This window comes from Streptomyces sp. NPDC048606, assembly GCF_040650855.1.
Lineage (GTDB): Bacteria > Actinomycetota > Actinomycetes > Streptomycetales > Streptomycetaceae > Streptomyces.
The window spans coordinates 69,798-94,439 of the sequence record NZ_JBEZIB010000028.1 but is presented as its reverse complement, the minus strand read 5'-3'; the positions used below and the strand labels follow the sequence as shown (position 1 = coordinate 94,439).

Here is a 24,642-nt window from a genome sequence, read left to right as displayed (position 1 = left end):
CGTGTTCGTCGATCGTCGTACCGCCAGGATAGGTCACGCGCGAAATAGTCGGCGTTTGCAAATATCCCGCGTCTGCAATTAATGTGGACGCAGGCAATCGGCGAGCGCCACAGCGCGCTGTCCGCCCGGTTCCCCCACCTCCCCCTCCTCGCCCCCGCACCTCTGAAGGGCTGCTCCGTCATGCCTCTCGCGCTCCTCGCCCTCGCCATCGGGGCCTTCGGGATCGGCACCACCGAATTCGTGATCATGGGCCTGCTCCCCGAGGTCGCCGCCGACTACGGCGTCACCATCCCCACCGCGGGCCTGCTCGTCACCGGCTACGCCCTCGGCGTGGTCCTCGGCGCCCCGCTCATGACCGTCCTCGGCACCCGCGTCCCGCGCAAGCGCATGCTGATGCTCCTCATGGGCCTGTTCGTCGTCGGCAACGTGCTCTCCGCCCTGGCCCCCGCCCTCGGCGTGATGCTCGCCGGCCGGGTCGTCGCCTCCCTCGCGCACGGCGCCTTCTTCGGCATCGGCTCCGTCGTCGCCGCCGGCCTCGTGGCCCCCGCGAAGAAGGCCGGCGCCATCGCCATGATGTTCACCGGCCTGACCGTGGCCAACGTCGTCGGCGTGCCGCTCGGCACCCTCGTCGGCCAGCACCTCGGCTGGCGCGTCACCTTCCTGATCGTCGCCGCCCTCGGCGTCGTCGGCCTGCTCGGCATCGCCCGGCTCGTCCCCGACCTGCCCCGCCCCGAAGGGGTGCGGATCCGCCACGAGCTGGCCGCCTTCCGCAACGTCCAGGTGCTGCTGGCCATGGCCATGACCGTCCTCGGCTTCGGGGGCGTCTTCGCGGCCATCACGTACATCACCCCGATGCTCACGAACGTCGCCGGCTTCGCCGACACCTCCGTCACCTGGCTGCTCGTCCTCTTCGGCCTCGGCATGGTCGCGGGCAACCTGATCGGCGGCCGGTTCGCCGACCGCGCCCTGATGCCGATGCTCTACGTCTCCCTGGGCGCCCTCGCCGTCGTCCTGGCCCTGTTCACCCTCACCGCCCACAGCAAGACCGGCGCCGCCGTCACCGTCACGCTCATCGGCGCCCTCGGCTTCGCCACCGTCCCGCCGCTCCAGAAGCGGGTCCTCGACCAGGCCGCCGGAGCCCCCACGCTGGCCTCCGCCGTCAACATCGGCGCCTTCAACCTGGGCAACGCCCTCGCCGCCTGGCTCGGCGGCCTCGTGATCGCCGCCGGACTGGGCTGGACCGCCCCGAACTGGGTCGGCGCCGCCCTCGCCGCCTCCGCGCTCGTCCTCGCCGTCGTCTCCGGGGCCCTGGAGCGGCGTACGGGCCGGCGCGCGCCGGAGGCGGGCCGCCTCGTGGCGACGGGCACCCCCGCCGCCGCCCCCGCCCCCGCCGTCACCCGTTCCTGACCTCCCCCTCTCCCCACACCCGAACCCAGATCCACAGGAGTAACCGTGAGCACCACCCGTACCGCCGTCGCCCCCCTGACCACCGAGGACGCCGAGCTGCTCGTCGGCGCCGCCCACGCCGCCGCCGAGGAGGCCGGGGCCACCGTCAGCGTCTCCGTCCTCGACGCGGGCGGCCACCCGCTGGCCTTCCGCCGCGACGACCGGGCCGTGCTGATCTCCGGCGAGACCGCCACCCGCAAGGCCTTCACCGCCCTCCAGCTCGACGCCCCCACGGCCGACCTCGTCGACGCCGTCCGGCCCGACGGCCCCTTCCACACCCTGCCCACGGCCCTGGACCGGCCGCTGCTGTTCATCGCGGGCGGTCTGCCCGTCCACCGCGACGGCCGTCTGATCGGGGCCGTCGGCGTCGGCGGCGGCGCGCCCGAGCAGGACCATGCCTTCGCGACCGCGGCCCTGGAGACCCTGGCCGCGCTGCGCTGACCCGCGCCCGCCGACCCCTTCCGGTCGCGCGCCCGTGTCCCCCGTGCCAGGTTGGTACGGGGGACACGGATGCACCATGAGGACGGCGACCGGGCGGATACGCGGGCGGGCCATCGCGACGGCAGTGGCCGCCGCCGTGGTCACCCTCGCCGTGCCCTCCTGCTCCGCCGGCGCCCAGGACACCCGGGACACCCGGGGCGCCCCCACCACCTCCCCGCCCGCCGACCCCACCCCCGGCGGCCCCACCCCGACCGCGACCCCGCCGCCGTCGACGTACGCGCTGTCCAGCGCCCCGCGCACCGTCCCGGCCGTACGGGAACACGAGCCCGCCCGGGGACCCGGCTGGAAACCGGCACCGGCCGCGCGGGTCCTCGTGGCACCCGCGAACAGCGCGGCCCTGGCCGACGAGGGCAAACTGCTCGCCGGTGAGCTGCGGATGGGCTACGCCGAGTCGAACGACGCCCGGCCCGGGGACGTGAGCCTCGCCCTCGGCGCCCGCGGCTCGGGACCGGCGGAGTCCTACACCCTCAAGGTCGGGGGCGGCCGGGTCACGATCACCGCCCCCGACGAGGCGGGAGTCTTCTACGGCACCCGGACCCTCAAGCAGGCGGTGCGCGGGGCCGGCTCGGCCCCCGAGGGCACCGTCCGCGACGCCCCGGCCAAACCGCAGCGCGGACTCAACCTCGACATCGCCCGCAAGCACTTCACCGCCGAGTGGATCCAGGCCCGGATGCGCGAGATGGCGGACATGAAGCTCAACCAGCTCGGCCTGCACTTCTCCGACGACCAGGCCTTCCGGATCCAGTCCGACAGCCACCCGGAGATCGTGTCCACCCCGCACCTGACCAAGGCGGAGGTGCGCGGGATCACCGCCCTCGCGGCGCGGCTCCACATCGCGGTCGTCCCCGAGATCGACTCGCCCGGACACCTCGGCGCCGTCCTGCGCGCCCACCCGGACCTGCAACTGCGCGACGTCGGGGGCCGGGCGGTCAAGGGCGCCGTGGACATATCCAACCCGGCCGCCGCCAAGCTCGTCGACGAACTGCTGCGCGAGTACCTGCCGCTCTTCCCCGCCGGCGCCTGGCACCTGGGGGCCGACGAGTACCAGGCCCTGGTCGTGCGCGACCCGCAGGCCTCCTTCCCGCAACTCGCCGCCGCCGCCCGGGCCCGCTACGGGGCGGGCGCGAAGGTCCAGGACCTGGCGACGGGCTGGCTCGACGACCGCGCGGCCGTGGTCCGTCCCTCGGGCAAGGCCCTCAAGGCGTGGAACGACGGCTTCTTCGCCGGGGGAGTGGCCAAGGCCGCCCCGGACCTCCAGGTCGAGTACTGGACGGGCAAGGAGATCGGGGCGCGGCCCCCGCTCGCCTACCTGGACGAGGGCCGCAAGGTGGTCAACCTCAACGACGAGTACCTGTACTACGTCCTCGGCGAGCCCAACGCGTTCACGTACCCGACCGGCAAGCGGATCTACGAGCAGTGGACCCCGCTCGTCCTGCGCGGCACGACCGCCGTCCCGGCCCGCTACGATCCGCAGATCCTCGGCGCCCGGCTCGCCGTCTGGTGCGACCTCGCCGGAGCCCAGACCCCCGCGCAGGTGGCGGCGGGAATCAGGCTCCCGCTGGCCGCGCTCGCGCAGAAGACCTGGGACCCGCGTCCCCCGCAGGCGCCCTGGGCGGACTTCAGCGCCCTCGCCGGGCGCCTGGGGGGATGAAACCGGGGTCCGACCGGTCCGAGCGGCCTACCAGATCGAGGCGACCCACTCCGGGTGGTCGATGAACGGGTTCCGGTTGTGCTGGTAGGTGTCGAATATGACCTGGTTGCGGCGCTGCTCGAAGGCGTCCGGCGGGTCCTGCTGGTGCCACTGCTTCAGCACGCTGATCCGACCCATCGCCGGGGCGCTGCCGTTGTTGACCTTGTCGTTCATCTCCAGGTTGGCGAAGCCGTCACCGCCGTCGTAACGCACCGCCATGTAGAGCAGCATGCGCGCGACGTCGCCCTTGACCGCGTCGCGGGGCTCGAAGGAATCGCCGTCGGTGAAGCTGCCGGGAGCCTCCGAGACGGGGCTGCCGCCCTTGTCGAAGTCCTTGTTGCCGCGCGTGCTGTTGACCGTCACGTCCTCGGGGCGCAGGTGGTGCAGGTCGGTGCCCGGGCCGGTGGCGGTGCCGAAGTCGCCGTGGCTCTTGGCCCAGACGTGCTCGCGGTTCCAGTCGTTGGCTCCGCCGCCGTTGGTGGACTTGGACTGGGAGCGGCCGGAGTAGAGCAGGATGACGTTGTTCGGGTTGGCCGGGTCCTGGTCGGTGACCTTCAGCGCGTTCCACACGCCGTCGTAGTTCACCTTGGACTGGGTCTTGATGATGGTGTGCAGCGCCGTCTTCAGCGCGGCGCCGGTCTTGCCCTCGGCGGCGGCGTAGTACGCGTCCACGCTCGTGGCCGAGGGGCCGGACGGGGCTGACGGGGCGGACGCGGGGGACTGGGCGGCGACGTCGGCGTGGGGATGCGCCGTCTCCCGCTGACCCGCGGATGCGGTGGCCGGCAGGACCAGGAGCGCGCCGGCGGCGAGGGCGGCCGCCCAGGAGGATTTACCGGAGATTCTCATGGCGTGGGGGACCTCTTCGTATGCACCGTGCCCGCCATGGCAGTTGGCGGGGTGTCAGGTGGCAGTGCGAGGGTCACATTGTCATGTGCCGAACAGGTAAAGGCCATGTGTCGGCACGCGGACCACGGCGTTTGCCGTCCGTTGGGTCTGGGCACGGTTGCGGTGGCCTCGGCGGGGCCGGGCCCACCGTGATGAACAGCCTTGTCTGGAGCAGCCCATGGCAGTGAAGATCCTCATCGTGACCGGCGACGCGGCCGAGTCGCTGGAGGTGCTCTACCCCTACCAGCGCCTGCGGGAGGAGGGGTACGAGGTGCACATCGCCGCGCCCTCGCGCAAGAAACTGCGTTTCGTGGTGCACGACTTCGAGGAGGGCTTCGACACCTACACGGAGAAGCCCGGTTACACCTGGCCCGCGGACCTCGCCTTCGCCGAGGTCGTCCCCGAGGAGTACGCGGCCGTCGTGGTCCCGGGCGGACGCGCGCCCGAGTACCTGCGCAACGATCCCGAGGTGCGGCGGATCCTGGCGTCGTTCGCCGGCGCCGACAAGCCCATCGCGCAGATCTGCCACGGCCCGCTGATCACCGCCGCGAGCGGGGCCCTGGAGGGGCGTCGGGTCACGGCGTACCCCGCGCTGGAGCCGGACATGAAGGCCGCGGGGGCCGCGTTCGAGGACTCCGAGGCGGTGGTCGACGGCACCCTGGTCTCGGCCCGGGCCTGGCCCGACCACTCCGCCTGGATGCGGGAGTTCCTGACCGTGCTGCGCGGCAAGGCCCCGACGGCGTAGGGGTGCGGCCGGGCGCCCGGCCCGGCGGGACCGGGCGCCCGGCCCGGCGGGACCGGGCGCCCGGCCGCAGCGGCGGGCCCGCGGGGCCGACGTCCCGCGTTTCGACGTCGACCGGCGGGCTCCGCCGCGCGGTCCGTCAGCCGCTGGTGGTGACCTGCGGCGCCGGCTCGTACTTGTAGTTGGCCGGGCCGAAGTTCTTCTTCACGGCCGCTTCCCAGGAGCCGTCGGCGACCATCTTGGTCAGGGCCGTGTTGATCTTCCGCTGGAGATCGCCGTCGCCCTTCTTCAGGCCGATGCCGTAGTTCTCGTTGCTCAGGTTCAGCCCGACCAGCTTGAACTTGCCCTCGTTGCCCTTCCTGGCCGCGTACCCCGCCAGAATGGAGTTGTCGGTGGTCATGGCGTCGACCAGGTTGTCCTGGAGGGCGACCAGGCACTCCGAGTAGCCGCCCAGCTCCAGCACGCTCGCCTTCGGCGCGAGGTTCTTGCGGACGTTCTCGGCGGAGGTGGAGCCGGTCACCGAGCACAGTCGCTTGGTGTTGAGGTCCTCGGCCTTGGTGATCGAGGCGTCGTCGGCCCGGACCAGCAGGTCCTGGTGGGCGATGAAGTAGGGGCCGGCGAAGTCGACCTTCTCGCGACGCTTGTCGTTGATCGTATAACTGGCGGCGACGAACTCGACCTCGTTGTACTGGATCAGCAGTTCCCGGTCGGAGCTGTAGACCTGCTTGAACTCGATCTCGTTCGGCTTGTAGCCGAGCTCCTTGCCGATGTACCTGGCCACGTCGACGTCGAAACCGGTGAAGGTGCCGTCGCTCTCGCGCATGCCGATGCCGGGCTGGTCGAACTTGATGCCGACGGAGAGGGGCTCCTTCGGGGCTTCGCCAGCACAGCCGGAGGCGGTGGCGGCGAGGGCGATCACTGCGGCGACCGCACCGGCCTTGGGAACCTTCATGCTGCACTCTTTCCTCGGGAACGCGTAACCACGTGGGGGTGCGCGGGAACGGGGCACGTGCGTCGCCGATCGGGCGTGAAGGCACGTGTACGAGGAAGCTAGGAAGCCGACGGGAGCGGCGTCACTAGATCTGAGTAAAACTTGAGGATAACGATCCGGTTCAGTCGAAGGATCTTCGGCCGACGCGGAGCGGCACGGGAGAAGGGGCGCGGGCACCCTCCGCGGGGCGGACGGACGCGGCGCCCGCCGGGCCGCTCAGCCGCCCTCGGCGGAGAAGTGCTGGTAGTCGGGCGGGCTCCAGCGGCCACCCCAGTACCAGCCCTCCTCCCGGAAGGCCCGGGTCACGACCCCGTCCGGGGTGATCATCCCGGGGCGGACCCGCTCGCGGTCGAGGTGGGAGCGGCCGTTCGGGGGATGGCTGGTGCCCCGGACGTCGACGTACGGGTTCTCGACCGGGTTGATGTCGACCGCGTCGCCCCAGGCGTGCCGCGAGCGCCGGCCCGGGTCGCCGGTGACCTGCCGGCAGTTGAAGGCGGAGGTGTTGTCGTCCGCCATCGCCGCGAGGTCGTCGCCGCCGTACGCGGCCATCACCCGCATGCGACGGATCGGGAAGCCCTCGGCGAAGGCCTTCCCGAAGACCCGCAGCACGGGGGCGACCACGTCCTCGCGCACCACCAGCTCGCCCCGGTGCACCGCGCCGTCGAAGCCCCAGTGGTTCATCGTCACGAGCCTGAGCCGCTCCGGCGGCACCGGGCAACCGGCGCGGTGGGTCGCGCCCAGCTTGTCCGGGGGGACGGCCGTGACGTGGGCGGACAGGGTCTTCACGGCGGGCCGGGGGGCGACCTGGGCGCGGAGGGCGGACTGCGGGGTCGTGGTCGTACAGGACGACGCGGTCGCGCACAGGACGGCGGTGAGGACGACGCGTACGAGGCGATGGCTCACGGATCCACCGTAGGCAAGGCCCCGACCCCCCGCCGGCGGGGACGCGGGCGGGTCGCGACCGCGTCCCCCCCGCCACCGAGGGCCCCCGACCGCGCCCCCGCTCAAACTGGTGATCGATTCTGGAGCGTCGGGCCGCTATGATCACCGCAGCAAGGCCGTAGCGCAGAGGTCGTCGCGCCCGAGCATCGAGCTGGAGGACGTCGGTTCGAATCCGACCGGTCTTGCCCCGACCGCCCGTCGCGACCAGCCGTACCGGTGCCCCGTCCCGCCGCTGCGGCTCCGTCCACGTCGTTGACGTCCTTGTGATCGCCGGACACCGGCGAGGAACCGGTGGAGTGGTGATGACACGGCCGACGCCCGTACGGTGCCCCGCGATCGAGCACCCCGACCTGCCGCTCGCCGACCCGGCCGACCTCGCCCCGCTCCTCGCGCGCCTCGCCCGGGACCTGCCCCTCGAAGCCGACGAGACCTTCCCGCTCGGCACCCTGCGCCCCGACGGCCGCGTCGACCTGTGCAAGCAGGGACTCGGCCCGGCGGGCGCGGCCCGCCTGCTGCCCGTCGCCGTCGCCTCCCCGCACGCCGCGCACCTGCTCCTCGGCACCAACGCCCTGACGGACGAAGGCGCGCGCACCCTGGCCGACGCGCTCGCGGCCGCGGACTCCCACGGGATCCACACCCTCTACCTCGGCTGCAACCGCATCGGCGCCGACGGGGTCCTCGCCCTGGCCGCCGCCCTCGCCGAGGACACCACCGTCCGCGCCCTGTGGCTCAAGCGCAACCCCCTCTTCGAGGACGGCGCCCGCACCCTCGCGGCCCTCCTGCGCCGCAACACCGCGCTGCGCACCCTCGACCTGGTCAACACCGGCATCGGCGCCGACGGCGTACGCCTGCTCCTCGACGCCCTCCTGACCCGCGAAGCACCCCTGGAGCGGATCTTCCTCGGCGGCAACGGCCTCACCCCCGAGGCCGCACCGCTGCTCGCCGCCCTCGTCCGCGACGCCGGGGTCCGCGAGCTGTACGCCCCCGCCAACCACCTCGGCGACGAGGGCGTCGCCGTCCTCGCCGAGGCGGCCGCCGCGGCGGGACCCGCGCGCCCGGTCCGACTCGGTCTCGGCGGCAACGGCATCGGCCCCGCCGGCGCCCGCGCCCTGGCCGAAGCGCTCGGCGGCATCGAAGCCCTGGACCTCGGGCGGGCCCCGTCCGAGCGCAGCCTCGGCTCCGCCGGCAACGACACCGGCGACGAAGGGGCGTACGCCCTGGCCGCCGCACTCCCCGGCAGCCCGCTGCGCCGCCTGGAACTGAGCCACACCGGCCTCACCGGGCGCGGCGCCAAGGGGCTGTTGGCCGCGCTGCCCGACGACTGCCCCCTGGAGCACGTGGGCCTCGGCCCCGGACTGCCCCGCCGGGTGAAACGCTCCTTCACCGAGCGCCTGCGCCCCGCCGGCGCCTCCCACCCCGACCTGCGGGCCATCGGGAGCGTGTACCGGTGACCCGTCGCCCCGCCCCGCCCGGCACCCCCTCGTCCGAGGAACTCGGCAGCGTGCGCCGCGTGCGCCGCTACGCCGTGCCCGGCTGGATGATCGAAGCGGCCGGCGCGCACCGGGAGGCCGGGGACTGGCGCGCCGCCTGCGCGGCCGCCGCCGTGGACGTGGCCCTGGAACCGGCCGCCCTCGCCGCCCGCCACGGGCGCGCCGTCGCCGACGCGGTCCTGGAGGACCTGCGCCACCTCGCCCCCGACCTGCTGCGCTGGCACCTGCCCCGGGTCCTGGGCGGACGTACGACCCTGGTCCCGGACCAGCGGATCCTGCTCGCCCACTACGGGCCGGACGGCGGCCCCGGCCGGCCGGGCCGGGGCGTACCGTCCCTGTACGTGCGCACCTACGGCATGGTGGACGGCCCCCAGCGGCTGCGGCTGGAGTGCGGCCCCTTCGTCCCCGTCCCCGACGCCAACCCCTACGCCCGCGTGACCACCGTGGACTGGAGCACCGCCCGGCACCTGTGGGACGTCCGCCACGCGCCCGACCTGCGCACCCGCGCCGCGGGCGGCGGCGCGGACCGGCTGCCCTTCTTCGCCCCCGACGGGACCCCGCTCCCCGCCGACGCCCTGGCCACAGGCGACCCCGGCCCCGGGGACCCGGCCGCCAGGACCGAGTGGATCGCGGTCCTCCAGTCCCGCGCCGGCTCCCGCGCCCACCTCGTGGAGGCCTTCGCCGCGGCCGGGATCGAGGCCGACCTGGACAAGCCCGCGGACGAGTGGCGCTCGTACGGCGTCGTGCACCTGGAGGACGCGCTCGCCTCGGGCCGCGTGGACCTGTCCCGCCTGGCCCACGAGGCGCGCCTGCTCGCCGCGGCCGGTCTGGGCGACCGGTTCCGCCTCGCCCCGGACTGGCGCGACGGACTGCTCGTGGAGGTCACCGGACCCGGCGCGGGCGACACGGTCCGCGCCCGCACCGCCGGATCCGAGGAGCTGCGCGCGCTCGCGCCGCTGCCCGAGCACGCCTGGCGTCCGCTGCCCGACCTCCAGCTGGTGCGGGCCGGCCGCCTCGCCCCCACCGAGCTGCACCCGCTCGTCGCCGCCTCCCTCTTCCCGGGTTCCGGCCCCGCCACGGGTCCGGCGGGGCCCACCGCGCCCCGGCCCGTCCGGGTGCGCTGCCTCGGCGTCTGGCACGAGGTACGGGCCCGGGCCGACGGCCTCGCCATCCCGCACACCGACGAGGAGCGGCGGCGCGAGCGCGCCCTGCGGGCCTTCGGCGGGGTCGTCGCCGGCTGCTTCGCCGCCGAGCGGGCCTGGACCTCGGGCGAGGGCAGGCTGCCGCGCGCCCTGCGCGAGGAGCGGCAGGACCTGTTCGAGCGCGCCCAGCACGGCGACGCCCCCGGCGTACTGGCCCTGCTGGACGCGGGCGTCGACCCGCGCGTGCGCAACGGACGCGGCCAGGGCCTGTTGCACGTCCTGTACCTCCTCGACCACGAGGAACTGCTGCCCAGGCTGCTGGGGGTCGGCCTCGGCCTGGAGGACCACGACCGCGCCGGCCGCACCCCGCTGCTGTCCGCCGTCCACCACGGCGGCGCCCCCGCCCTGGTCCGCGCGCTGATCGACGCCGGCGCCCGTGTCGACGTCACCGACGAGGAGGGCCTCAGCCTGCCCCAGATCGCCCGCCGCTACCGGCGCACCGATCTGGCCTTCCTGCGGGAGCTGGTGGAGGCCGGGCACCCGGACATCGGATCCCCCGACTTCGACGAGTACATGGACGAACGAGACGACGAGTACCGGCGCGAGAACGAGAGCGACGGCTACGAACCGGAACCGGAGGAGGAGCTGTGGGAGGAGGGCTGACGGGCGGCACCACGACGGCGGGAGCCGCGGGGCCGGCGGGGGCGCTGGCCGCCGCCGACGCCCTCAACGCCCGCCTGGGCGAGACCCGTACCGAACCGGCCGAGAACCCCCGACTGGAGGCTCTGGCGCTCGCGGTGACGGCCAATCAGCCCGTCCTGCTGTGGGGCGAGCCCGGCATCGGCAAGTCCGCCGGGATGGAGCGGCTCGCCGCCGCCCTCGGCGTCGGACTGGAGACGGTGATCGCCAGTGTCCACGAGCCCTCCGACTTCGCGGGGCTCCCCGTCGTCGGCGACGACCCGGCCACGACCGGCGTCCCCATGGCCCCGCCGGACTGGGCGGTGCGCCTGGCCCGCACCGGGCACGGACTGCTGTTCTTCGACGAACTGTCCTCCGCCCCGCCCGCCGTCCAGGCCGCCCTGCTGCGCGTGGTGCTCGAACGACGCGTCGGCAGCCTCGAACTGCCCGCCTCCGTACGCATCGTCGCGGCGGCCAACCCGCCGTCGAGCGCGGCCGACGGCTGGCACCTCAGCCCGCCGCTCGCCAACCGCTTCGTCCACCTCGAATGGACGCACGACCCGCGCACGGTCGCCCGCGGCATGGCCGGGACCTGGCCCGAGGTCGCCCTGCCCACCGTCGACCCGCGCCGCGCCGCCGGCGCCGCCGCCCGCGCCCGGGGCGTGGTCTCCGGCTTCCTCTCCGCCCGCCCCGGCCTGGTCCACCACCTGCCGAACGACGCCGAGGGACGCGGCCGGGCCTGGCCCTCCCCGCGCACCTGGGAGATGGCGCTGCGCCTGCTGGCCACCGGTTACGCCGCCGGCGCGAGCGGCGAGGCCCTGTCCGCCGCCCTCACCGGGGCCGTCGGCGACGGAGCGGGCCTGGAGCTGCTCACCTACCTGGAGCACCTCGACCTGCCCGACCCCGAGAAGGTGCTGGCCGACCCGGACGCCTTCGCCCTGCCCACGCGCGGCGACCGTCAACTGGCCTTCCTCATCGCGGTGGTGGCCGCCGTCCAGGCCGACCCGACGCGCTCCCGGTGGGAGGCCGGCTGGGTGGTCCTCGCCAAGGCCGTCGACGCGGGCGTACCGGACGTGGCCGCACGGGCCGCCGCCGACCTCGCCGCGCTGCGCGAACCGGCCTGGGCGGTGCCCGCGGGCATCGACGCGTTCGTCGAAATCCTGAGTCTGGCCGGGTCCCTGCCCGGCCCCCGCTGAGGGACCGGACGCCGTGCCGGGCGACGAACCGCCCCCCGTTTTCGACCGGGCCAAGCTGCTCGCCGCCCGCTACGCGGCGGCCGAGGCCCGCCCGTACCTGGCCTCGGCCCTGTACGCGCTCACGGTGGTGCCCTCCCCGGGCCCCGGCGGCGTGGGGACCATGGGCGTCGACCGGCACTGGCGCTGCTACGTCTCGCCGGCGTTCGTCGCCCGCACCCCGGTCGTCGAGCTCAGCGGGGTGTGGATCCACGAGGTCGCGCACCTGCTGCGCGACCACCACGCCCGCGCCGACCGCCTCCCGGCGGCCGACCAGGGAGATCCGGTCCGCGTCAACATCGCCCAGGACTGCGAGATCAACGACGACCTCCTGGCCGACGGGCTGGCGCTGCCCGCCGGCCGGATGGAGCCGCGGCTGTTCGGCCTGCCCGCGGGCGGCCTGTTCGAGGGCTACCTCCCGGCCGTCCCCCGCACCCCGCCGCACGGCGTCGACTGCGGGTCGGGCGCGCACGGGATCGCCGCCCCGTGGGAGCTCGGCGATGGCGCGCCCGGGGACCGGAGCGGGGATCCGCCGCGGCTGGGACCCGCGGAGGCGCAGGCGCTGCGCCGGCAGACCGCCCAGGCGATGCGCGCCCACCGGCGTTCCCGGGGCAGCCTCCCGGCCGGGTGGCTGCGCTGGGCGGAGGAGGTGCTGGAGCCCGTCGTCGACTGGCGCCGCGCGCTGTCCGGGGCGGTGCGGGAGGCCGCCGCCTGGTCCGCCGGCGCGGTCGACTACACCTACCGGCGCCCCTCGCGCCGTACGCCCGCCCTCGGCGGCCGGGTGGTGCTGCCGAGCCTGCGCAGGCCGCTGCCGCGGGTCGCGATCGTCGTCGACACCTCCGGGTCCATGGGCGAAGCCGAGCTGGCCGCTGCACTGGGCGAGGTGACCGGCGTCCTGCGCGAGGTCGGGGTACGGGGCAACCGGGTCGCGGTGCTGGCCTGCGACGCCGACGTACGGGCCGTGAGGCGGGTGACCAGCGCCGCGGAGGTGCGTCTCGCCGGGGGCGGCGGCACCGACATGCGCGTGGGCATCGCCGCGGCGCTGGCCGTCCCCGACCGGCCGAACATCGTGGTCGTGCTGACCGACGGGCACACGCCCTGGCCGGACGAGCCCGCCTCCTGCCGCCTGATCGCCGCCCTGATCGGGGCGGACGCCCCGGCGCCGCCGGCGTGGGTGGAGACCGTGCGCGTGACCCCCGGCGCGTGACCCCCGGCGCGTGATGCCCGGTGCGTGAGCGCGGACCGGTGAGCGCGGCGCGATGAGCGGCGCGCGGTTCCGGCCCCCGGCCGGCGGAGCCGGGTACGAGCCGGCCGGGATCGTACGGTGATCCGCCCGCCCGTCCCGGGGTCGTGACAGCATGGCCGGGCGAGGCGGCCGGAACCGGCCGCGGTGGAGGGGGAGTTCGGTGAGTGGAGTACGCAAGGGCCTGACCAGGGTGGAGATCGCTTTGCGCTGGGACCCCAGCGCGGCCGGCGAGCCCCCGCACGACCTGGACCTCGTCGCCGCGGTGTACGCGAGCGCCGACCCGCACGGCGAGCCCGTCCACCTCGTGCACTTCGGCAGCCGGTCCCCGGACGGCACCATCACCCTGAGCCGGGACAGTCGGACCGGGCAGGGCTTCGGCTTCGACGAGGTGATGGTGATCGAGCTGGACCGGATGGCGTCCGGGGCGGGCCGGGTCGTCGTCGGCGTGGTGATACAGGACGCGGGGGCCGGCGGGCCGGCGCCGCGGCGCAAGCCGTTCGCGGCCGTGCCCGGCACGGGGTTGCGCGTCCGCGCCGGCTACGAGGACCTCGCGACGACGGACTTCGCCGAGGTGGCGGACGCCACGGCGGCCACCGTCGCCGAGTTCACGCGCGAGGACTCGGGCGGCTGGACGCTGGAGGAGGCGCGCCCCCGGGGCTTCGAGGCGGACGCGCACGAGTTCACCCGGGTCATGGGCGCCGCCCGCGCCTGATCCCGGGACCGGCCTCGGGGTCGGCTTTGCCGGGGAGGAAGCCGTCCGGACCGGGCGGCGGTCACCCTGCTCGGGAGTGACCGCCACCCCGTCCGGTGGCGCGCTGCCGCCGTCCCCACGAGGCAGCGCGAGCGGGTCGCCGTCCGGTCATCGTGGACGGCGGCCCACCGGTTCAGGTGGCCCGTACGGCCTCGGGCGTGATGCCGAGGGCGGGCAACAGGGCCACGTCGACGAACCTGACCAGGTAGTCGGTGTCCGCGTAGCGGCCCTCCAGCACGGGGCGGATCCGCAGGACGCCCATCAGCTGCGCCGGGAGGAACTCCACCGCCGGATGGTCCGCGGTGATCTCACCCCGGGCCACGGCCCGCGCCACGATCGCGGCGAACGCGGTCAGTTCGGGCTCCACCAGCGCCTCGCGCAGCGCGCCCTGGAGTTCCTCGTCGCTGAGCACGGCGTGCCCGAGGGCCTGCGTCAGCCGGGTGTCGCGCCCCGAGGTGCAGGCCGCGATCCGGGCCGCCTCCCGCAGGTCGCCCACGAGGCTGCCGGTGTCCACGTCGGCCAGCGAACGATCGCTGCGGCTCGCGCGCAGGGCGGCCGCGACCAGCCGGGGCTTGGTCTTCCACTGCCGGTAGAGCGTCGACTTGCCGCAGCTGGCGCGGGCGGCGACGCCCTCCATCGTGAGCGCCTCGTACCCGTGCTCGCGCAACTGCTCCAGGACGGCGTCGTAGAACTCCTGCTCGCGCTCCGGCGAGATCTTGGAGCGGCGCGCGGTGACCTGCGGCGTCGACGTCATGGGCGGGGGCACTCCTCGGGCTCCGGGACGGGGTGGGTCCGTGCTCCGAGTGTACGGCCAACCGGAGCTCATCGGTACACGCGCGTATCGATACGGGAATGTATCGATACACTGGCGTGTCGATGGAGAGGTGATCCGGACCGACGGCCTCGCCGGCGGACCACCCCGAAGCAGCCGCACCGAAAGAAGTGAGACCGGGGGATGACCACCTCCCACACCACACCGGACCGACCGGCCGCCGGAGCCGGGCGCCGGGACGCCCGCCGCCGGCTCCTGCGCGAGCTGCTGCTCGTCGGGGGCCTGTTCGCCGTCTACAAGGCGGGCCGGGCGTTCTCCACGGGCCGTACCGAAGAGGCGTTCCGCAACGCCGCCCGCGTCTGGGACGCCGAACGGACCCTGCGCCTGCCGGGGGAGGGCGCCGTCCAACGGCTGCTGCTCCACTCCGACGCCCTCGTCCACACCGCGAACACCTACTACGCGGCCGTGCACTTCCCGGCGACCGCCCTGTTCCTGATCTGGCTCTACCTGCGCCGACCCCGCCACTACCTGTGGACCCGCAGGGTGCTCACCGCCCTCACCGGCGTAGCCCTCGCCCTCCACCTGGCCTTCCCGCTCGCACCCCCGCGGATGCTGGACGCCGCCCACCTGATCGACACCGGACAGGTCTACGGGCCCACCGTCTACCAGGCCGCCCCGGACGCCGACCGGCTCGCCAACCAGTTCGCCGCCATGCCCTCGCTGCACTTCGGCTGGGCGCTGATGCTGGCGCTCGGCATGATCGCGGCGACGCGCTCCCGCCTGCGCCTCCTGTGGCTGCTGCACCCCCTGGTGACCCTGCTCGTGGTCGTCGGCACCGCCAACCACTACTGGCTCGACGCGATCGTGGCCGGCCTGCTGCTGGGCGCGGCCCTCCTGCTGGTGCCGCGCCCGACCAGCGCGCCGCCGCGCGACCCGTTTGGCCCGCGACCGCCCGCGGACCGCGCCCCGGTACCGGTCGCGGCCCCGAGGGTGCCGCCGCCGGTCGCGGTCGGGGATCCTTACGCGGACCCGGACCCGGACCCGGACCCGGTCGCGGTCGGGGATCCGGCCCGGGCCGCGGATCCGGCGTCCCGCCTCGCCTCCTCCGCCGGAGCCGGCCGATGAACGCCACCGTCCTCGCCGTGGCCCTCTGCCTCGCCTCCGCCGTCACCTACGCGGCGGCCGCCGTCGCCCAGGAGCGGCTCGCCCGCCGCGCCACCGCCCGCAGCGCCCGCGCCCTCCTCGGCAACGGAGCCTGGTGGTGGTCCGCCGGACTGAACGCCGCCGCGGCCCTGCTGCACGCCGCGGCCCTGCGCTACGGCCCGCTGACCCTGGTCCAGCCCCTCGGCGCGCTCACCCTCGTCGCCGCCGTCCCGCTGGGCGCGCGCGGCGCCGGGCGACGGGTCGCGGCCACCGAGTGGCGCGGCACCCTGGCCACCGTCGTCGGCCTCGGCCTGCTCCTGCTGCCCGCCTCCGGCCCCGCCCCCGACGACACCCTCACCCTGGCCGAGGCCCTCGCCGTGTCCGGAGCCACCGTCGCCGCGATCCTGCTCCTCACAGCCCGCAAGGACCCCCGCTCCGGACTGCGCCACGCCACCGCCTCCGGGCTGGCCTCCGCCGTCGCCTCCGCCCTGACCCAGACCGTCGCCGTCGCGGGCGGCCGGGGCGGCTCGCTGTTCAGCGTCCGGGTGGTCTCCGTGGCCCTGCTCGTGGTCGTGTTCGCCGTCGGCGGGATGCTGCTCTCGCAGCGCGCCTACCGGGGCGGGCTCGGGGCCCCGCTCGCCGTCGTCAACCTCGCCAACCCGCTGGCCGCCGCCGCCATCGGCATGATCCTGCTCGGGGAACGCCTCCACGGGGGCGCGCTCGGGATCCTGCTCGCCGTGGCCGGCGCCCTCGCGGCGACCCGGGGGGTCCTGCTGCTCACCCGTACGCCGACCGGTTCCCCGACGGGGCCGGCGCCGGTCGCCGCCCGATCCGCCGTGCCGGTTCCGTCGGGAGCGCCCGTACCGGCCGGCCGTGTGACAGCCTGATCGACATGGCTCACTACCGCGACCCGTCGTTCCTCTCCCTGTGGTCCAAGGACTCCGTGCTCTCGATCGGCTCGGTGGGCTCGGTCCTGTCCATCGGCTCGGTGGGCTCCGCCCTGTCCGTGGGCTCCGTCGGCAGCGTGCTCTCCGCCGTCTCCGTCGGATCCGGCCTCTCCGTCGCCTCCGTGGGCTCCTGGCTGAGCCTCGCGTCCGGGTTCTCCGTGCAGTCCTCGCGCTCGTTCCTCTCCTGCCGTTCCCGGGGCGGCTTCGCCACCACCGGGGCCGTCGCCGCCGGGGCGGTCGCCGTCACGCTCCTGCTCCGCGCGGCGTCCACCCGCCGCGCGTAGCCGACGGGGGAGGCCCTCCGGGCACCGCCCCAGAACCGTTTCGCCCCCTGCCGGCGTCCTGATCGGTGACAGAAGGACGCGAAGGACGCGCACGAGCGAACGGAACGGAACACCATGGGCATCATCGGCTGGATCATCCTCGGACTCCTCGCGGGAGCCATAGCCAAGCTCCTGCTGCCCGGCCGCGACCCGGGCGGCGCCATCGGCACCACCCTCATCGGAGTCGCCGGCTCCTTCCTCGGCGGCTGGCTCTCCGCGAAGTTCCTCGACCGCCCCGTCCAGACCCAGTTCTTCGACCTGGCCACCTGGGGCTCGGCCATCGCGGGCTCACTCGTCCTGCTCATCGGCTACCGGATCCTCTTCGGCAACTCCCGCGACTGAGCCCGCCCCCGTCTGCCCCCGTCCGGCCCCGCCCGCCCCCCGCCACCTGCGGATCCACCCCTCCCCGTACCGCCGGCCGCGCCCCGCACCGCCTACGCTGGGCCGCGGCGCGACGTACCAGCCGGGAGGATCCCGAACCATGAGCACCACCCCCGTCCCCACCGCCGACCTCTACGACGAGTACGGCGAGGACCTCGGCATCTGCGCCACCGCCTTCCGGACCATCGGCGGCCGCCGGCTGTTCGCCGGACCCGTGCGCACCGTCCGCTGCCACGAGGACAACGCCCTGCTGCGCGAACTCCTCCACACCCCCGGCGACGGCGCCGTCCTCGTCGTCGACGGCGGCGGCTCGCTGCGCACCGCCCTGGTCGGCGACCTCATCGCCGGCGCCGCCCTGCGCTCCGGCTGGGCCGGGCTGATCGTCAACGGAGCCGTCCGCGACAGCGTCGCCCTCGGCGGGCTCGACCTGGGCGTCCAGGCGCTCGGCACCTGCCCCCGCAAGAGCGGCAAGACCGGCGCGGGCACCGTCGACGAACCCGTCACCATCGGCGGGGTCACCTTCCGCCCCGGCGACACCGTGTACGCGGACGAGGACGGCGTCGTGGTGCTGCCCGCCGGCCACTGACGCGGCGCGGCGCGCCGACGTCGGCGGGGCGCGGAACGGCGCCGGGACGGGACCTGGCGGGGTCGAGAACCCGCCAGGTCCCCCTGCCGGGCCCTGGCGGCGGCCGCCCCCGCCGGGCTTCACTGCGGGCCCATGAGACGACACAGGATCACGGGCCTGCTCGGCGCGCTCACCCTCGCCGCGGGCGCCCTGACCGCCGGCGCGGCACCGGCGGCGGCCGGCGCGCACGACGGCCCGACCCCCCGGGCGGCCGTCCAGGGCGAGCGCGCCACGGGCGGGCCCGTTCCGGAAGCCCCCGTCCCCGGCGAGCGCGCCGCCGGCGCCCCCGCCGCGGGCGACCCCGTACCGCCCGCCGAGTTCGGCACCGACTGGCACGACCCCCTCACCGCGGCCCCGCCCGTGACCCGGCCCGCGACGCGTTCCTGCACGCTCACCCTGGCCCGCGCGAGCTTCCGCGACTTCACCCCCTACCGGGGCGAGTACGCGCCGCCCGCCGACTGCGCCGCGGGACCCTGGGCCAAGGTCGTCCTGCGCCTCGACGGCAACGTCAAGGGCCGCCAGTACGACCGACTGGGCAACCTCACCCTCGGCGGGGTGGAGATCCTGCGCACCTCCACCCCGCAGCCCTCCCCGGACGGCATCACCTGGTCCGTCGAGAAGGACGTCACCCGCTACCGCGACACCCTCAGCCGCCCGCAGCCGGTGGAGATGCTGATCGGCAACGTCGTCGACGCCACCTACACGGGCGTGATCGACGTCACGGTCACCCTCACCTTCTTCGCCGCCGAGGGACCCGTCGGCCCCGCCGACACCCCCGACCTGGTCATCCCGCTCACCGGACCCACCGTCACCACCCCGCGCAACACCGAGCGGATCGTCGCCGAGGTGTACGCCACCGGATCCGGCGGCGGCTGCGAGGAGTACTGGTACATGACCGTCCCCGACGCCGCCCCCTACTCCTGCAAGGCGGCCGACGGACCCCACCGCGAGGTCCGCGTCCACGTGGACGGCCGGCTCGCCGGCATCGCCGCGCCCTTCCCCACCGTCTGGACCGGAGGCTGGTCCAACCCCTTCCTCTGGTACGTCACCCCCGGCCCGCGCGCCTTCGACGTCCGGCCGATCCGCTACGACCTCACCCCCTACGCCGCCCTCCTCAACGACGGCCGCCCCCACCGCGTCGAGGTGACCGTCGCCGGAGTACCCGCCGGACAGAGCGGCTGGAGCACCCCCACCAACCTGCTGATCGACCGGGACCCCGGACGCCGGATCGTCACCGGAGCCCTGACCCGCCACGAGGAGACCGCTCCGAGCGGCCACTCCCGCTGGACCCCCGGCACCGAGCACCGCCTCGACACCGAGGGGGCCCACCGACTCACCACCGCCGGGTACCTGAACACCTCCCGGGGCCGGGTCACCACCACCGTCACCCGCGAGGTCCGCGCCGACTCCACCCACCGCTGGACCGACGGCGAGACCCGCGACGCCCTCGCCGCCGAGTGGACCGACGGCGAGGAGGTCACCCGGGGCAACACCACCACCCGCACCGCGCGCACGTACACGATGGACGGCGAGACCACCCTCGGCGCCGGCGACCGCCTGCGCACCGTGCTGTCCCTGGGCGACCGGGCCGAGACCGTCACCCTGCGCGGCGGCAGGCCCCTGGACCGCACCCGCCTCGACGACCGGTACACGGGCGACGCCACCTACACCACGAACGTCCCCCGCGACCAGCGGCACGCCGTCGGCACCACCACCGCTCGCCACCAGGAGTACGGCTCCGAGGCGGGCGGCGGCTGTTACGACCGTACGGTGACCACCGCCCAGGGCACGGTGACGGCGGACCGCCGTCGTTGCTGACACAGGCGGCGCCTACGATGACCGCCCATGGACACGAGTGAGGCCGACAGACGGCTGGTCGACGGACGTTTCGAACTGATCGCTCCGCTGGGGAGCGGCGGTATGGGCACGGTGTGGCGTGCCCGCGACATCGCACTGCACCGCGAGGTCGCCCTCAAGGAGGTGCGCCCTCCGGACCCCGCCACCGCCGCCGCCCAACCCGAACTCGCCGTCCAACTGCGCGAACGGGCCGTCCGCGAAGCCCGCGCCCTCGCCCGCCTGGCCCACCCGAACGTGGTGACCATCCACCACATCGTCGAACCCCCCGCCGAGGCCGACGGGCACCCCTGGATCGTGATGGAACTGGTCAAGGGCGGCTCCCTCGCCGACCGGCTCGCCGAGGGGCCGATGCCCCCGGCCGAGGTGGTGCGGCTGGGACTCGACGTGCTGTCGGCGCTGCGCGCCGCGCACGCCGAGGGCGTGCTCCACCGGGACGTGAAACCGGCCAACGTCCTGCTGCGTCCCGACGGGGCGGCGGTGCTCACCGACTTCGGCATCGCCGCCCTGCACGGCTCCACCGCCCTCACCTCCACCGGCGTGCTGATCGGCTCCCCGGAGTACATCGCGCCCGAACGCGCCCGGGGCGAGGAGGGACTCGCCGCCTCCGACCTGTGGTCGCTCGGGATGATGCTGTACGTGGCCGCGGAGGGGACCCACCCGCTGCGCCGCGCCACCAGCCTGGCGACCGTGGTGGCCATCCTCGACGAGCCGATCCCGGCCCCGGTGCGTTCGGGCCCGCTGGGGCCCGTACTGGAGCGGGTCCTCGTACGGGACACGGACGCGCGACCCGACGGCGCCGCGCTGGAGGCGCTGCTCCGGGAGGCGGGCGCCGCTCTCGGCGGGACCGCCCCGCCCGGCGGGTACGGGTACCCGCCGCCGGCGGCGACCCCGTACGCCCCGTCCACCCCGTACGCCGTCCCCGCGTACGGCCCGACGTACGCCCCGACCTCGGTCCTGGGCCAGGGGGCCGCCCCGGGCGCGGGCACCCTCGTCGGCGCGTCGGCGCCGGCGCGCGCCTCCCGGCCCCGGAAGGCGGCCCTGTGGGCCGCGGTGGCCGTCCTCGTGCTCGCCGGCGGCGTCACGGGGCTCCTGCGCCTGCTGCCCGACGGGGGAGCGGACACGGACGACGAGGCGAAGCCGGGCCGCACCGCGTCCGCCCCGCCGGCCGCGTCGGCCACGCCCTCCTCCGCCGTGCGCACCGGGGTCCCCGGCACGGGCGCGGGCGCCGTCGCCGCGGCCGACACGGACCTCCTCACCCCGGCCGGGGTCCGCGACGCCCTCGACGCCCTGCGCCGGGCGACCGGCACCACCACCTTCGCCGACCTGCGGATCTACCCCGGCTACGTGCTGGCCAAGGTGCCCACCGCCCCCGGGGCCCGCACCCTCGACGGCTGGGAGTACCGGGGCGGCGCGACCCGCCGCACCGGGCCCGACGGGACCGTCGACGAGGACGATCCCGTCATCGACATGTCCACCGTCGACTGGAACGCACTGCCCGGGCTCCTGGAAGCGGCGCGCACGGAGCTCGGGGTGGAGCGGCCGACCTCGCGGTACGTGATCGTCGACCCCTGGATGATGGACAACCTCCCCGCCATGCGGGCCTACCTGAGCGACGCGTACGGACAGGGCGGCTACGTCCTCGCCGGAACCGACGGCAAGGTGAGGAAGACCTACAAGTCCTGATCCCACGAGGCCCACAGAGACCACGAGCCCGCAGGGACCCCGGAGCCCACCGGGACCACGGGCCCACGGGCCCGCAACGACCCACACCGTGCGAGGAGCAGCCCACCGTGCCCACCTGGCGCACCACCCTCACCCGCGCCGGCATATCGGCGCCCGGGTTGCGCGAGGACTACACGCGCGCCGCGCGTCGCGTCCTGCGCAGGGACCCGGCCCCCTACGTCACCCTGCGCCTGCTGGCCGAGCCCTCGCTGGTGCCGTGGCTCGCGGCCGGGCTGGCCTTCATGAACCTGGTCGACGACGTGGCCGAGACCGGCACCCCCGCGCAGCGGGCCGCCGGACTCGCGGAGTTGACCGAACGGACCGAGGCGGCCCTGGCCACCGGGGACAGCCCGGACCCGCTGCTGCGGGCCTACGCGCACGCCGTGGCCACCAGGGGACTTCCGCACCGGTGGGTCACCCGGTTCCTGGAGGGCGCCGCCGGAGCCGAGGCGGCCTTCGACGGCTTCGCCGACGAGGCGGACTTCCAGGCGTACCTCGACGCCTACGCCTGGCCGGGGGTGCTCGTCTTCACCGGTCTGCAGTACCGGGGAGGCCCCGACGCCGCGCAGGCGCGGGGATGGCGCGCCTTCGTGGACGCCGCCCAGCGGGTGGACTTCCTCGCCGACCTCGCCGGGGACCTCGCCGAGGGGCGGTTGTGCCTTCCGCGTGCCCGCCTCGACGAGCACGCGGTGACCCGCGCGGACCTGGAGGGGGGCCGTGACACCCCCGCCGTACGGGGGCTGTTGGCGGCGGAGTGCGGGCGGGCCCGGACGGCCCTGGCGGCCGGTGCGGGGATCCTGGACCTCACCGAACCGGGACTGCGGCCGGTGGTCCGGGCCATGACCGAGCTGATGGAGCACCAGCTGACGGCCGTGGAGAAGGCTGGCGCGGGCGCGCTGCGCGAGGACGTCGGCTACGGGCTGGTGGCGCCGTTGCGGACCCTCCTGCGCGCCCGGACCGGGCGGAGTGCCGCTGCGGTCAGTACGGCCCGTTGACGTTGTCGATCGAGCCGTAGCGGGCCGCGGCGTAATTGCAGGCCGCCGTGATGTTGGCGACGGGATCGTAGGAGTCCATCGGCGTTCCGGGGACGTGATAGGCGCGGAACGTCGGGTCGATCACCTGGAGGAGGCCCTTGGAGGGAATTCCGGCGGCCGCGTTGGAGTCCCAGTTGTTGATCGCCATCGGGTTGCCCGAGGACTCGCGCATCACGTTGCGGTGGATTCCGTTGTAGCTTCCGGGAATTCCGTGCCGGCTCATCACGTCGAGGGACTCGCGGATCCAGCCGTCGAGGTTGTCGGGGTAGGCGTCGGCGGGCTTCGCGGCCGCCTGCGCCGCACCGGCGGCCTTCGCGGCGGTACCGAGCGCCAGCTTGATCCCGGGGCGGATCACCGACGGATTGTCCCCGACCACGCCCTTGTTGGCGGCGTACAGCCCCTGCCAGCCGCCGGAGACGGAGTGCTCCGCCGCGATCTTCGAGAGGGTGTCTCCCGCGACCACGGAATAGGTGGTGGGCGCCGCCGCGGCCTCCACCGCTCCGGCCGGGTTCGCGCCGATCAACGGGAGGGCGAGGGCGGCTCCACCCGTTCCGGCGAGAGCCAGGCGGCGGGCGATCGGGTTCTGCTTCGGCCGGCGGTGCTTACCCTTTGCGGGCATGGCGCAGCTCCTCACGTGGGGGTACGGGAGAGCCCGGCGGCGGCCGGATTCGGCAATCGGCCGCCGGGAGTGAGGTGACCGTAGGCGAGTGTTCCGGGCCGGAACAAGACACGAATTCCACCGGGAGATCGACTTCCCGTGGATGCCCCTTCAAATGACCTTGGGGCGGTCCGCGCGAAAAAGCCGATTCCCTTTCCGGTGAAAGGGAATCGGCCTTTTCGACGAAATGATGTTGACTGCTTCGGTGTGACCCACATCATGGGTTCGGCGGGTTTGGCGAAGAGGGCCCGCAATAGGGTCAATTCACCCCCCGATGCGCCCGATTCGGGCTACCGGTGCGATCGGATCAAAACGCCCATCATGCACCATTCCGCTCGACCGTGCCGACCTCGTGGGCATCACGAACCTCGCGGACCTCACGGCCCTCGCCTGCTTCCAGGACTTCCAGGACCTCCAGGGCCGCCGTCACGGCCGCCCCCGAGGCCGGCAGCAGCGGCAGGCGGACGTCCGGGGTCGGGATCAGGCCCCGCGCGTGCAGCACCCCCTTCGTCACCGCCGGGTTCGGCTCCGCGAAGGCCGCCGCCGACAGCCGGGCCAGCGCGTGCCCCAGGGGTCGGGCCCGGGGGAGGTCGCCGACCCGCCAGGCCTCCACCAACTCCACGAACCGCCGGGTCGCCAGGTGCGCCGAGGCGAGGATCCCGCCGCTCGCGCCCATCGCCAGCAACGGGGACAGGTAGGCGTCGTCACCGGCCAGCACCGCGAAGTCGTCCGGCAGGTCACCGAGCAGCGCCACCGTGTCCGCGTCGATCCCGCCGCCCGCGTACTTCATTCCCACGACCCCGGGCAGGGCCCCCAGCGCCCGCAGGGTCGTCGCGTCCAGCGACCGCGCCGTCCGGTAGGGGATGTGATAGACGATCAGCGGTACGGGGCTCACCTCCGCCAGCCGCGCGAAATGGGCCAGCACCCCCGCCTCCGAGGGCCGCACGAACGACGGCACCGTCACCAGAGCCGCCCGTACCTCCGGCCGGCGCGCCAGCCGCGCGAGGGCCGCCTCACCCGCCGCCGTCGAGGCGGCCCCCGCGCCCACGACGAGCGGGGCGTCCCGCTCCCGGCAGACGCGGGCGCAGACCTCCGTCACCGCCTCCCGCTCCGCCTCCTCCAGCGCGGCGCTCTCGGCGGTGGTCCCGAGCGCCACGATCCCGGACGCGCCCGCGTCGAGGACCCGGTGGGCGAGCGCCTCCAGCGCGTCGACGGCCACGCTCCCGTCGGCGGCGAAGGGGGTGACGAGGGGGACGTGGATCCCGTCGAGGACCGGTGCGCCCGCCCGGCGGTTCCTGGCGTGCCGTGCGGGTCGGGCGTCGCGGGTGTCCCGTGCCTTCCGGGTGTCGCGGGTCTCTCGGGTGTCTCGGGGGGTTCGGGTCTGCTGTGTGTCCTGTCGCATGGGACGAGCCTCGTCGCTGCCGAGCGTCGAATCCAGTTCGCT

The 24,642-nt window shown here is 75.0% G+C and carries 23 protein-coding genes and 1 tRNA gene; 18 read left to right on the top strand and 6 right to left on the bottom strand.

The window, feature by feature from the left end; translation table 11 throughout:
* The first annotated feature begins 180 nt into the window (after positions 1-180).
* The 3 genes from AB0D01_RS27430 to AB0D01_RS27420 all read left to right on the top strand — a co-directional run bounded on the left by AB0D01_RS27430 (position 181) and on the right by AB0D01_RS27420 (position 3,598).
* Positions 181-1,407 (top strand): MFS transporter, encoded by a 1,227-nt coding sequence (locus tag AB0D01_RS27430; RefSeq protein WP_363059821.1) that lies wholly within the window; start codon positions 181-183, stop codon positions 1,405-1,407.
* Positions 1,408-1,452: 45 nt separating this feature from the next.
* Positions 1,453-1,887, top strand: coding sequence for a heme-binding protein (locus AB0D01_RS27425; protein WP_363059763.1), 435 nt, complete (start codon positions 1,453-1,455; stop codon positions 1,885-1,887).
* Positions 1,888-1,963: 76 nt separating this feature from the next.
* On the top strand, positions 1,964-3,598 hold the full coding sequence (locus AB0D01_RS27420; RefSeq protein WP_363059761.1) for a glycoside hydrolase family 20 protein: 1,635 nt from the start codon (positions 1,964-1,966) through the stop codon (positions 3,596-3,598).
* Between the two features lie 27 nt (positions 3,599-3,625).
* Here AB0D01_RS27420 and AB0D01_RS27415 read toward each other — a convergent pair whose 3' ends face one another.
* On the bottom strand, positions 3,626-4,483 hold the full coding sequence (locus AB0D01_RS27415) for an endonuclease (protein WP_363059759.1): 858 nt from the start codon (positions 4,481-4,483) through the stop codon (positions 3,626-3,628).
* A gap of 217 nt (positions 4,484-4,700) precedes the next feature.
* On the opposite strand from AB0D01_RS27415, the gene AB0D01_RS27410 reads away from it, so the two are divergent.
* Positions 4,701-5,267: a DJ-1/PfpI family protein gene (locus tag AB0D01_RS27410; protein WP_363059757.1), complete on the top strand. Its 567-nt coding sequence runs from the start codon at positions 4,701-4,703 to the stop codon at positions 5,265-5,267.
* 136 nt (positions 5,268-5,403) lie between these two features.
* On the opposite strand, the gene AB0D01_RS27405 is transcribed toward AB0D01_RS27410, so the two are convergent.
* The gene (locus AB0D01_RS27405) at positions 5,404-6,216 is read right to left on the bottom strand and encodes a glutamate ABC transporter substrate-binding protein (RefSeq protein ID WP_363059755.1); all 813 of its coding nucleotides are present in this window, start codon (positions 6,214-6,216) and stop codon (positions 5,404-5,406) included.
* Positions 6,217-6,471: 255 nt separating this feature from the next.
* Complete coding sequence (locus tag AB0D01_RS27400; protein ID WP_363059753.1) at positions 6,472-7,158, bottom strand: M15 family metallopeptidase; 687 nt, start codon at positions 7,156-7,158, stop codon at positions 6,472-6,474.
* Between the two features lie 151 nt (positions 7,159-7,309).
* Between AB0D01_RS27400 and AB0D01_RS27395 the strand changes: the two genes are divergently transcribed.
* The 6 genes from AB0D01_RS27395 (at position 7,310) to AB0D01_RS27370 (ending at position 13,697) form a co-directional block, all read left to right on the top strand.
* Positions 7,310-7,382: transfer RNA gene (locus tag AB0D01_RS27395), tRNA-Arg, on the top strand.
* A gap of 117 nt (positions 7,383-7,499) precedes the next feature.
* Positions 7,500-8,648 carry a gala protein gene (locus AB0D01_RS27390; RefSeq protein WP_363059751.1) on the top strand — a complete coding sequence of 383 codons (1,149 nt, stop codon included), beginning with the start codon at positions 7,500-7,502 and terminating at the stop codon, positions 8,646-8,648.
* Entirely contained in the window at positions 8,645-10,492 is a 1,848-nt protein-coding gene (locus AB0D01_RS27385; RefSeq protein ID WP_363059749.1) for an ankyrin repeat domain-containing protein, read from the top strand. The genes AB0D01_RS27390 and AB0D01_RS27385 overlap by 4 nt, the downstream gene beginning before the upstream one ends.
* Positions 10,489-11,703 carry an AAA family ATPase gene (locus AB0D01_RS27380; protein ID WP_363059819.1) on the top strand — a complete coding sequence of 405 codons (1,215 nt, stop codon included), beginning with the start codon at positions 10,489-10,491 and terminating at the stop codon, positions 11,701-11,703. Before AB0D01_RS27385 ends, AB0D01_RS27380 begins: the two co-directional genes overlap by 4 nt.
* Before the next feature lie 13 nt (positions 11,704-11,716).
* Positions 11,717-12,946: a VWA-like domain-containing protein gene (locus AB0D01_RS27375; protein ID WP_363059747.1), complete on the top strand. Its 1,230-nt coding sequence runs from the start codon at positions 11,717-11,719 to the stop codon at positions 12,944-12,946.
* A gap of 199 nt (positions 12,947-13,145) precedes the next feature.
* A complete protein-coding gene (locus AB0D01_RS27370) occupies positions 13,146-13,697 on the top strand; it encodes a TerD family protein (RefSeq protein WP_363059745.1) in 552 nt (183 codons plus the stop codon).
* A 172-nt stretch (positions 13,698-13,869) separates the two neighbouring features.
* On the opposite strand, the gene AB0D01_RS27365 is transcribed toward AB0D01_RS27370, so the two are convergent.
* The gene (locus AB0D01_RS27365; RefSeq protein WP_363059743.1) at positions 13,870-14,490 is read right to left on the bottom strand and encodes a TetR/AcrR family transcriptional regulator; all 621 of its coding nucleotides are present in this window, start codon (positions 14,488-14,490) and stop codon (positions 13,870-13,872) included.
* Positions 14,491-14,691: 201 nt separating this feature from the next.
* On the opposite strand from AB0D01_RS27365, the gene AB0D01_RS27360 reads away from it, so the two are divergent.
* From AB0D01_RS27360 to AB0D01_RS27325, 8 genes are all read left to right on the top strand, one after another.
* Positions 14,692-15,633 carry a phosphatase PAP2 family protein gene (locus tag AB0D01_RS27360; protein WP_363059741.1) on the top strand — a complete coding sequence of 314 codons (942 nt, stop codon included), beginning with the start codon at positions 14,692-14,694 and terminating at the stop codon, positions 15,631-15,633.
* The gene (locus tag AB0D01_RS27355) at positions 15,630-16,538 is read left to right on the top strand and encodes a DMT family transporter (RefSeq protein ID WP_363059739.1); all 909 of its coding nucleotides are present in this window, start codon (positions 15,630-15,632) and stop codon (positions 16,536-16,538) included. The genes AB0D01_RS27360 and AB0D01_RS27355 overlap by 4 nt, the downstream gene beginning before the upstream one ends.
* A gap of 5 nt (positions 16,539-16,543) precedes the next feature.
* The gene (locus tag AB0D01_RS27350; protein ID WP_363059737.1) at positions 16,544-16,882 is read left to right on the top strand and encodes a hypothetical protein; all 339 of its coding nucleotides are present in this window, start codon (positions 16,544-16,546) and stop codon (positions 16,880-16,882) included.
* Between the two features lie 114 nt (positions 16,883-16,996).
* Entirely contained in the window at positions 16,997-17,263 is a 267-nt protein-coding gene (locus AB0D01_RS27345) for a GlsB/YeaQ/YmgE family stress response membrane protein (RefSeq protein ID WP_363059735.1), read from the top strand.
* A gap of 139 nt (positions 17,264-17,402) precedes the next feature.
* Complete coding sequence (gene rraA / locus AB0D01_RS27340) at positions 17,403-17,888, top strand: ribonuclease E activity regulator RraA (protein ID WP_363059733.1); 486 nt, start codon at positions 17,403-17,405, stop codon at positions 17,886-17,888.
* Between the two features lie 132 nt (positions 17,889-18,020).
* Positions 18,021-19,745 carry a peptide-N4-asparagine amidase gene (locus tag AB0D01_RS27335; protein ID WP_363059731.1) on the top strand — a complete coding sequence of 575 codons (1,725 nt, stop codon included), beginning with the start codon at positions 18,021-18,023 and terminating at the stop codon, positions 19,743-19,745.
* Positions 19,746-19,772: 27 nt separating this feature from the next.
* Positions 19,773-21,467, top strand: coding sequence for a serine/threonine-protein kinase (locus tag AB0D01_RS27330; protein WP_363059729.1), 1,695 nt, complete (start codon positions 19,773-19,775; stop codon positions 21,465-21,467).
* A gap of 107 nt (positions 21,468-21,574) precedes the next feature.
* Positions 21,575-22,501, top strand: a complete 927-nt coding sequence (locus tag AB0D01_RS27325) for a squalene/phytoene synthase family protein (protein ID WP_363059727.1) — start codon at positions 21,575-21,577, stop codon at positions 22,499-22,501.
* Here the strand turns inward: AB0D01_RS27325 and AB0D01_RS27320 are convergent.
* Together AB0D01_RS27320 and AB0D01_RS27315 are read right to left on the bottom strand one after the other, a co-directional pair.
* A complete protein-coding gene (locus tag AB0D01_RS27320) occupies positions 22,485-23,159 on the bottom strand; it encodes a LysM peptidoglycan-binding domain-containing protein (protein ID WP_363059725.1) in 675 nt (224 codons plus the stop codon). The two genes, AB0D01_RS27325 and AB0D01_RS27320, sit on opposite strands and share 17 nt — an antisense overlap.
* Positions 23,160-23,517: 358 nt before the next feature.
* The gene (locus AB0D01_RS27315) at positions 23,518-24,600 is read right to left on the bottom strand and encodes a dihydrodipicolinate synthase family protein (RefSeq protein ID WP_363059724.1); all 1,083 of its coding nucleotides are present in this window, start codon (positions 24,598-24,600) and stop codon (positions 23,518-23,520) included.
* Positions 24,601-24,642: the final 42 nt, after the last annotated feature.

Bases quoted from the DNA above. Each gene is read 5' to 3' on its own strand.
- AB0D01_RS27430 (WP_363059821.1), top strand. From the start codon at position 181: ATGCCTCTCGCGCTCCTCGCCCTCGCCATCGGGGCCTTCGGGATCGGC.
- AB0D01_RS27420 (WP_363059761.1), top strand. From the start codon at position 1,964: ATGAGGACGGCGACCGGGCGGATACGCGGGCGGGCCATCGCGACGGCA.
- AB0D01_RS27415 (WP_363059759.1), bottom strand. From the start codon at position 4,483: ATGAGAATCTCCGGTAAATCCTCCTGGGCGGCCGCCCTCGCCGCCGGC.
- AB0D01_RS27410 (WP_363059757.1), top strand. From the start codon at position 4,701: ATGGCAGTGAAGATCCTCATCGTGACCGGCGACGCGGCCGAGTCGCTG.
- AB0D01_RS27405 (WP_363059755.1), bottom strand. From the start codon at position 6,216: ATGAAGGTTCCCAAGGCCGGTGCGGTCGCCGCAGTGATCGCCCTCGCC.
- AB0D01_RS27390 (WP_363059751.1), top strand. From the start codon at position 7,500: ATGACACGGCCGACGCCCGTACGGTGCCCCGCGATCGAGCACCCCGAC.
- AB0D01_RS27365 (WP_363059743.1), bottom strand. From the start codon at position 14,490: ATGACGTCGACGCCGCAGGTCACCGCGCGCCGCTCCAAGATCTCGCCG.
- AB0D01_RS27360 (WP_363059741.1), top strand. From the start codon at position 14,692: ATGACCACCTCCCACACCACACCGGACCGACCGGCCGCCGGAGCCGGG.
- AB0D01_RS27355 (WP_363059739.1), top strand. From the start codon at position 15,630: ATGAACGCCACCGTCCTCGCCGTGGCCCTCTGCCTCGCCTCCGCCGTC.
- AB0D01_RS27350 (WP_363059737.1), top strand. From the start codon at position 16,544: ATGGCTCACTACCGCGACCCGTCGTTCCTCTCCCTGTGGTCCAAGGAC.
- AB0D01_RS27345 (WP_363059735.1), top strand. From the start codon at position 16,997: ATGGGCATCATCGGCTGGATCATCCTCGGACTCCTCGCGGGAGCCATA.
- rraA (WP_363059733.1), top strand. From the start codon at position 17,403: ATGAGCACCACCCCCGTCCCCACCGCCGACCTCTACGACGAGTACGGC.
- AB0D01_RS27335 (WP_363059731.1), top strand. From the start codon at position 18,021: ATGAGACGACACAGGATCACGGGCCTGCTCGGCGCGCTCACCCTCGCC.
- AB0D01_RS27330 (WP_363059729.1), top strand. From the start codon at position 19,773: ATGGACACGAGTGAGGCCGACAGACGGCTGGTCGACGGACGTTTCGAA.
- AB0D01_RS27320 (WP_363059725.1), bottom strand. From the start codon at position 23,159: ATGCCCGCAAAGGGTAAGCACCGCCGGCCGAAGCAGAACCCGATCGCC.
- AB0D01_RS27315 (WP_363059724.1), bottom strand. From the start codon at position 24,600: ATGCGACAGGACACACAGCAGACCCGAACCCCCCGAGACACCCGAGAG.